The organism is Abyssibacter profundi (assembly GCF_003151135.1).
Taxonomy (GTDB): domain Bacteria; phylum Pseudomonadota; class Gammaproteobacteria; order Nevskiales; family OUC007; genus Abyssibacter; species Abyssibacter profundi.
In genome coordinates this window covers 56,355-63,490 of sequence record NZ_QEQK01000020.1, presented here as the reverse complement: position 1 = coordinate 63,490, position 7,136 = coordinate 56,355, and the positions used below count along the sequence as shown (strand labels likewise).

The window sequence follows — 7,136 nt, the reverse complement described above, 5'->3', positions numbered from 1 at the left end:
GCGTGAGAACCCTTTTCAAGCAGCGCGCGCAGCGCCATCCTGTCGTCGGTCATCGTGTCCCTCTTTCGGTTGTCTAAGGTCGTCAAGAAACCTCAGATTACCGCGGGGCACGGTGGCCACTCTTACACCACGTCCGGGGACACGACCTTGCCATTCTCGTCAGGTGAGTACGCAGAGTGGGTCAACTCGCAATGTGGCCCAGTTCGGACTGCCGATGAACTCTTGGACCGCGTCGTCTCCGCACTTGGGGAAATTGCGTACGACTTGGAGAACGCGGCACTCAGTCATCGATTGGCTTGGAAGGCGATTGGTCTTGAAGGCGACTTGCAGCCCAGCTTGGGGAGCGAGCTGGAAAGAAAATCCGCTCGTCAGTTCACTATCCATCGGGAGCCGGAAGTCGCCGAGAACAAAAAGCCGGACTACATCGTGCAATCTGCTGCTTCTCCTGACCGAGTGGCCATTGAGTTGAAGCTGATCGACAAGTGGTCCGGAAACGAACTGGTCGAGCGTTTGGAGAATCAGCTCATCGGCCAATATATGCGCCATCGCGAATGCAGGTCTGGTGTCTTTCTGCTGGTCGCACAGAGAAAGCAAGGGCTGACCTTCACCGTCGCTGGGCGGCAACGGCGAATGAAGCTCGCCGAGGCTCTTGATTATCTCCAGATGGTCGCGAATTCATGTGTCGCATCGGTCTCATCAGCTGAGCGCGTGGTCGTGTTGGCGCTTCAGTTACCAGGGTGACCAGCGTTTGCCCGAACTGTGGTGCGCAATATTTGCACAATGATTACGTAAGCAATTGAATTATAAAGAAATCCGTCCAGTCCATCACCGGCGCGACGCTGAAGCGCCATGGGTGAAAATCTGAAGAATTACGCGACAAAGCAATCAGTTCCAGTCAAATGTTGACCGATGGAGGACAACGGATTTTGTGCAATAAGGGGTGTTATAGAGGTGTGGTTGCTCAAAAAGCGGTCGTGGTGTAAGAAGCCACCGCTCGCCTCGGCTTCTCGCCGCCAGCGGGTGAGTAGATTGGCGCCAATCTCAAGCTCACGGGCAACCTGCGCACATGTCACCCCCGGCTGATAGGTCTGCTCCACAGCCCCTTGTTTGAACTCTCGGCTGAACTTCCTGCGCTTCGACATGAACACTCCTTTGGCCCAGTATCAGGCTTCTTGAAAGTGTCCGCGAGAACGGGGTAGAACCCATCCCGCGTGCGCAGCCCGGCGGACGGGTGGTGCGGGCGTGCGACCGAGGTGGGCGTCTGCGGCCTTCGATGACACCAGGGGCCTGAATAGGAACGAACGGGCGTGCAGGCCCGTTCGTTCCGAGGGCGGCTGGCCCGGGTTAGTCGGTCCAGAAGTTCAGGGCGGCAGCCCGACGCTGATGAATTTTACTGTCCTCGGCCTGGGTCCTGTAATCGGCCCAGCCATGTTGGCCGTCGGCATCCGGTACCTGCCAACTACCGAGTAGCGCCCCGGTGAGGGCGGCGCCCATTGCTTCGAATCCCTGTGCGGTCTGGAGGTCTGCCTCGACGTTCTTATTGATCATGTACTTGAGCTGGCGTACGCCCTGCTGGTTCTTCATCAGCAGCAGGTCCACCAGCCGTCGGGTTTCATCCGCGAGGCTTTGTGGTGGCACCACACGGTTGAACAGCCCGAGCTCGAGACCGCGTCGAGCAGGGTGGAGTGCGCCGAGCAGGTTGATCTCCTTGGTCATACGACGGCCAATGAGCCGGGCCATGCGGGTGGTGCCGCCCCAGCCGGGTGTAATGCCCCAGTCAACTTCCGGCATGCCCCATCGGGATCTTTCGGTGCAAATAACGAAGTCTGCAGCCATGGTGATTTCCAGGCCTCCGCCGACGCAGTAGCCGTCCACGGCACAGACGGTGATCTTGTCCAGGTCTTCCAGGGTGTTCGCCATGTGCTGATAACCGCGAACGCGCCGCATGATCTGGTTTGCGTTACCCCACTTGCCGGCGGCCATTTCTGCCAGGTCGTCGCCTGCGCAGAAGTTGCCGCCCGCGCCCTCGATCACCACCACCTTGTACTGCTCGCTGTCACGGATGTGTTCGAGAACGGTGAGGAATTCGGCAGATAGCCGGATCGACAGGGCATTCGTGACCTGAGGGCGATTCAGCTGAATGGTGGCGACCGGTCCGTTTGATGTGAACACGAGATCTTCAAAGGCCGGAAGTTCGGTGGCGCCTGTTCCGGTGGGTTTTGTTTGGGGCTGCATCTAGGGAATCTCCAATCGAAAGGTTCATTTGAAAGCAGGCATAACGCTTTCGATACGAAAGTAAATAAATAGATTGCGAAACGCAAGTATTAAGCTGGCCGCGATGGGTCCAGTCTGTGCAGACAGGCGGTTATTGAACCCTCCTGCAACGCTATGTACAGTCGGGTACACAAATAGTTAACCGTTAGTTCACCTGCTTCTAGGCGGGGAATAGGCGGTACAACAACGAGGAGACACGACCATGAGACAGGTCACGAGCCGGCGGCCGAAAACCGCCTGCACCGCGCTACTGGTGCTCGGCCTGATGGGCTGCAATTCAGGCCCTACGGCTTCCACGGATCCAACGGGGGCGGGCGGCGATCCCGGTACACCCCCGGTTGCTCAGGAGCCGGTGCCGGCACCCGAGGTACTGGGTCCGCTGATGGGCGGCATCCGCACCGGCGAACCCTGGGGAACCACCATGGTGCCGCTGATCGAGGGCTACGTAGAGGAGGAGTTCAGCTTTGGTGGCCTGGCACGCGGCCACGGCGATGCTGCGGACACCGAAAGCGCCTACCGCACGCGAATGACCGTGCGCCGGCCCGTTGATCCCGATGATTTCAATGGAACGGTGGTGCTGGACTGGAACAACGTCACGCTGCAGTTCGATATCGAATCCACCTGGGCAGCGGCGAATGACGTGCTGATGGGGCGCGGCTTTATCTACGTCGGCGTTTCGGCGCAGAAGCAGGGGGTCGATGGGGCGCCAACCAGCCTATATTTCTGGGACCCGGTTCGCTACGCAGACTTGATGCACCCGGGGGATGACTATTCCTTCGATATCTTCTCGCAGGCCGCCCAGGCCGTGTTCGATCCCATTGTCATGCCAGCGGAGATACGGGATCGAATTGAGCGTGTGGTGGCCACGGGGTCGTCACAATCGGCTGGTCGCCTGACCACTTATATTAATGAGGTGCATGAGCGTGACCGGATGTTTGATGGCTACATGCCCCAGATTTCCGGCTCGGTGTTGGACACCCGCAAAGATCTGGTTCCGATTCTCTGGATCAACAGCCAGGATGAGGCCGCGGGCATCGTCGAAGCGCCGGCCGATGAGCCGCTGTTCCGATATTGGGAAGTGGCGGGTCCACCCCACACGACCAATGCGGGTGAGCAGTACTACACCAGCATGGCGATCTATGCGAACAGCAACGGCGTCCATGGACGTTATGACCCGGAGGTAGCCGGTCAGTACGGTGAACTGGATCCGCAGGGCAGTTGCAACCGTAACCGTTACCCGGTGCGGTACGTGTGGAGCTCGGGCATCGTCGCGCTACACAAGTGGCTGGTCTCCGGGCAGGCGCCGGGCAGTGTCCCGCCGCTGGCTCGGGATGAGGCTGGGGATCTGACATTTGACGAGCATGGCAATGCCTTGGGGGGATTCCGGTTGCCCATCGTGGATGTCCCGATCGGAGCCTACTTCGCGGGCCAGTTGCCGGTAGGAACCAGCCTCACGCATTGCACACCCGGCGGTCTGGTTCCGTTGGTGGGCACTTCCCAAACCTTTGACCCTGCTCGGATGATGGGCTTGTACGAGTCGCACGACGACTATCTGGCCCAGCTTGAGGCGGTGATCCCCGAAGCTGTGGATTCGGGTCGCTTGCTTCCCGAGCATGCGGAAGATCTCTTGCGCCGCGCCCGAGGCTCGGACATCACCAATCCCGTCCCGCGCGTGCCACCTCCACCACCCGCCGGTGGCGATCCGGTTTGAGTCGCGGCCCACCCCGTCCCGTGGCGGGGTGGGCGCTTTGACGGCCCGCGATGAGCCGGTTCGTTGCCGGACGAAATTAGCTCGCGAGCTGCGTCCGATCAGCGGTCGCAGATTACGATGGATGGTCTAGTAAATATGGCTAACAAGTGACCAATCTTGTTGAAAATACAGCAAATTTACGATGGCTGACCGCTTGATAAGTCTCTAGTCTTTACAAAAATTTCGCCTAGGGGAATGGGGTGGCGGAGATCAAGCAACAGACGAAGCGCGTGCCGGCGCTCGCATGGGTTGGATTACTGTTTTGCGCCTGTGCAGCCATCGGGTCCGATGTCCCGCTGGGAGCGCAGCAGGATTGTTCGGTCGCGGACGTGTCGCACACCGGGTTTGGGGAGATCGGCCAGGTCCAGGCCATGCGCGCCGCGCTGGACAAGGCGCATCAGTCAGCCAGCCAGGTCATTGAAGAGTTCGAGCGCAGCCACGCACGTGCAGTGCGGCTTCAACGCGAAAATGCGGCGCTGCGTGATGAGGTGAAGTCCTTGCACGCCGAAATGTCGCGGCTGCGCACCGTCGAAGTCGGCGCTGAGCAATCGTTGACCGTGCGGGCGCAACCCGGTGGTGACGCCATTGGCAGCCTCGCCCACGGCGTGGTGGTCGACGTCATCGAGTGCAGCGACGGGAACGCACGGCGGTGGTGTCATGTCAGCGCCGTGACGGGCGAGAGTTCAGCCTCCGGCTGGGTGGCCGAAGACTGGCTGAACCCTCTGCTCACCACGCGAGGGCGGAGCGCCGACTGGGTGCGCAACGGCGCACAGGGCTGAGTCGGCCGGTCGCCCTGACCTTGGACGTTGTGCGGTTGCGCGACGCCCTCCTGCCGAAGCTGGCCGCCTATAGGGGCTCTGCCGGTTAGCCCAATCGCTGAGCGGCTGGTTGCGGCACCTCCCGGCAAGACCGGCCACGCGATCGCGTGTTCTCAGTCCAGGGGACCGGTCCGGTTTGTGGCGACGCCGCGTTCCTGGTGGCTGTAACCTCAGGCGCGGCAGGCTCCGAGTTGGCCATCGTCGGCACCTGGTGCGTCGGTCTGGCTTGGTGATGCGGCCTGTCTATGCTGCAATGCGCGCCTCGTACGATCTACGTGGCTGTCGATGCATAGCCGCGCCCAAGGACTGAGACCATGCCTGCATATCGATCCCGCACGACCACTTTCGGACGCAACATGGCCGGTGCCCGTGCGCTCTGGCGCGCCACCGGGATGAAGGACGATGATTTCGGCAAGCCGATTATCGCCGTTGCCAACTCGTTTACTCAGTTCGTGCCAGGTCATGTCCACCTGAAGGATTTGGGCCAGTTGGTGGCGCGGGAAATCGAGGCGGCGGGTGGCGTGGCCAAGGAGTTCAACACCATTGCGGTGGATGACGGCATTGCCATGGGCCACGGCGGCATGCTTTACAGCCTGCCCAGTCGTGATCTGATCGCAGACAGTGTGGAGTACATGGTCAACGCCCACTGTGCCGATGCGCTGGTGTGCATCTCCAACTGCGACAAGATCACCCCCGGCATGCTCAATGCCGCCATGCGACTGAATATCCCGACGGTCTTCGTCTCGGGCGGGCCGATGGAGGCTGGTAAGGTCAGCCTGGCCAAAAAGGGTGACATCAAGCTCGACCTGGTCGATGCCATGGTCAGCGCGGCCAATCCAGAGGAATCCGACGAGGATGTGGCCAGCATCGAGCGCAGCGCCTGTCCCACCTGCGGTTCTTGCTCGGGCATGTTCACCGCCAATTCGATGAATTGCCTAACCGAAGCCCTGGGCCTGTCCTTGCCCGGCAATGGCTCGTTGCTGGCGACCCACAGCGAACGTAAGGAATTGTTCCTCCAGGCGGGGCGGGTCATCGTCGACTTGGCCAAGCGCTACTATGAAGGCGATGATGCCTCGGTGCTGCCCCGGTCCATCGCCAGTTTCAAGGCCTTCGAAAACGCCATTGCGTTGGACATCGCCATGGGCGGCTCGACCAACACGGTCTTGCATCTGCTGGCCGCGGCGCATGAGGCCGGTGTGGACTTCACGATGGCCGACATCGACCGCATGTCGCGGAAGATCCCCAACCTTTGCAAGGTGGCGCCGGCGACGCAGCAATATCACATGGAAGACGTCCATCGCGCTGGTGGCGTCATCGGCATTCTTGCGGAGCTCGACCGGGGCGGTCTGCTGCACAGCGACTGCAGCACGGTCCACGCCCGCACAATGGGTGAGGCGCTGGCGCATTGGGACGTCATGCGCGGTGGCGAGGAAGCTGCCGGGCGGTACATGGCCGGGCCAGGCGGTATTCCGACCCAGGTGGCGTTCAGCCAGTCGGCGCAGTGGCCCAGTCTCGATACCGACCGGGCCGATGGTTGCATCCGCGATGTGGAGCATGCCTATTCCACAGATGGTGGGCTGGCGGTGCTCTACGGCAACATCGCCAAGGATGGTTGCATCGTCAAGACGGCAGGCGTCGACGAATCCATCCTCAAGTTTCGGGGGCCGGCGGTGATCTTCGAGAGTCAGGAAGAGGCCATCGACGGCATTCTGCTGAGCAACAAGGTCAAGGCCGGCGATGTCGTGCTGATTCGCTATGAGGGTCCGAAGGGCGGGCCGGGCATGCAGGAAATGCTGTACCCGACCAGCTACCTGAAATCCAAGGGTCTGGGCAAGGCCTGCGCGCTTATCACCGACGGCCGCTTTTCTGGCGGGACCTCGGGCTTGTCGATTGGTCATTGTTCGCCTGAGGCCGCCGAGGGCGGCGACATTGGCCTGGTCGAGCCCGGCGACATCATCGAGATTGATATTCCCAACCGCGTGATTCGCGTGGACCTCAGTGATGCCGAGCTGGCCGAACGCCGCGAAGCGATGGAAGCGCGCGGCGATCAGGCATGGAAACCCGTGCAGCGTGAGCGCCAGGTGTCACTGGCCCTGCAGGCTTACGCCGCCATGGCGACGTCTGCCGCACGGGGAGCGGTCCGCGACCTGTCTCAGCTGAAATCCGGATAACCGGGCAGCCGGGGCGGGGTGCGACGGTGCACCAACGTTCCGGTGGGGCCATCGGGCGGATGCCTTGGCTGTCCGCGGCGGCCAAGCCGCGCGGTGCAGGTCAACCGCTGTATGCGGGGCGCG

Annotated in this window: 5 protein-coding genes and 1 pseudogene; 4 read left to right on the top strand and 2 right to left on the bottom strand. The window is 61.4% G+C overall.

Annotated features, from left to right (window positions below; translation table 11 throughout):
* Positions 1-222 precede the first annotated feature (222 nt).
* Positions 223-741, top strand: coding sequence for a hypothetical protein (locus tag DEH80_RS16430; RefSeq protein WP_133249295.1), 519 nt, complete (start codon positions 223-225; stop codon positions 739-741).
* Between the two features lie 248 nt (positions 742-989).
* Here DEH80_RS16430 and DEH80_RS16425 read toward each other — a convergent pair.
* Positions 990-1,142: pseudogene (locus DEH80_RS16425) on the bottom strand (transposase); the annotation flags it as partial.
* A 202-nt stretch (positions 1,143-1,344) separates the two neighbouring features.
* A complete protein-coding gene (locus DEH80_RS16420; RefSeq protein ID WP_109721608.1) occupies positions 1,345-2,235 on the bottom strand; it encodes an enoyl-CoA hydratase/isomerase family protein in 891 nt (296 codons plus the stop codon).
* Positions 2,236-2,476: 241 nt separating this feature from the next.
* Between DEH80_RS16420 and DEH80_RS16415 the strand changes: the two genes are divergently transcribed.
* From DEH80_RS16415 to ilvD, 3 genes are all read left to right on the top strand, one after another.
* A complete protein-coding gene (locus DEH80_RS16415) occupies positions 2,477-3,985 on the top strand; it encodes an alpha/beta hydrolase domain-containing protein (protein ID WP_133249294.1) in 1,509 nt (502 codons plus the stop codon).
* Between the two features lie 239 nt (positions 3,986-4,224).
* Complete coding sequence (locus tag DEH80_RS16410) at positions 4,225-4,803, top strand: SH3 domain-containing protein (RefSeq protein WP_109721606.1); 579 nt, start codon at positions 4,225-4,227, stop codon at positions 4,801-4,803.
* 353 nt (positions 4,804-5,156) lie between these two features.
* Complete coding sequence (ilvD, locus tag DEH80_RS16405) at positions 5,157-7,013, top strand: dihydroxy-acid dehydratase (protein WP_109721605.1); 1,857 nt, start codon at positions 5,157-5,159, stop codon at positions 7,011-7,013.
* The last annotated feature ends 123 nt before the right edge of the window (positions 7,014-7,136 follow it).

Excerpts from the sequence above, each read along its gene's own strand:
- DEH80_RS16420 (WP_109721608.1), bottom strand. The coding sequence starts at position 2,235 with ATGCAGCCCCAAACAAAACCCACCGGAACAGGCGCCACCGAACTTCCG.
- DEH80_RS16415 (WP_133249294.1), top strand. The coding sequence starts at position 2,477 with ATGAGACAGGTCACGAGCCGGCGGCCGAAAACCGCCTGCACCGCGCTA.
- ilvD (WP_109721605.1), top strand. The coding sequence starts at position 5,157 with ATGCCTGCATATCGATCCCGCACGACCACTTTCGGACGCAACATGGCC.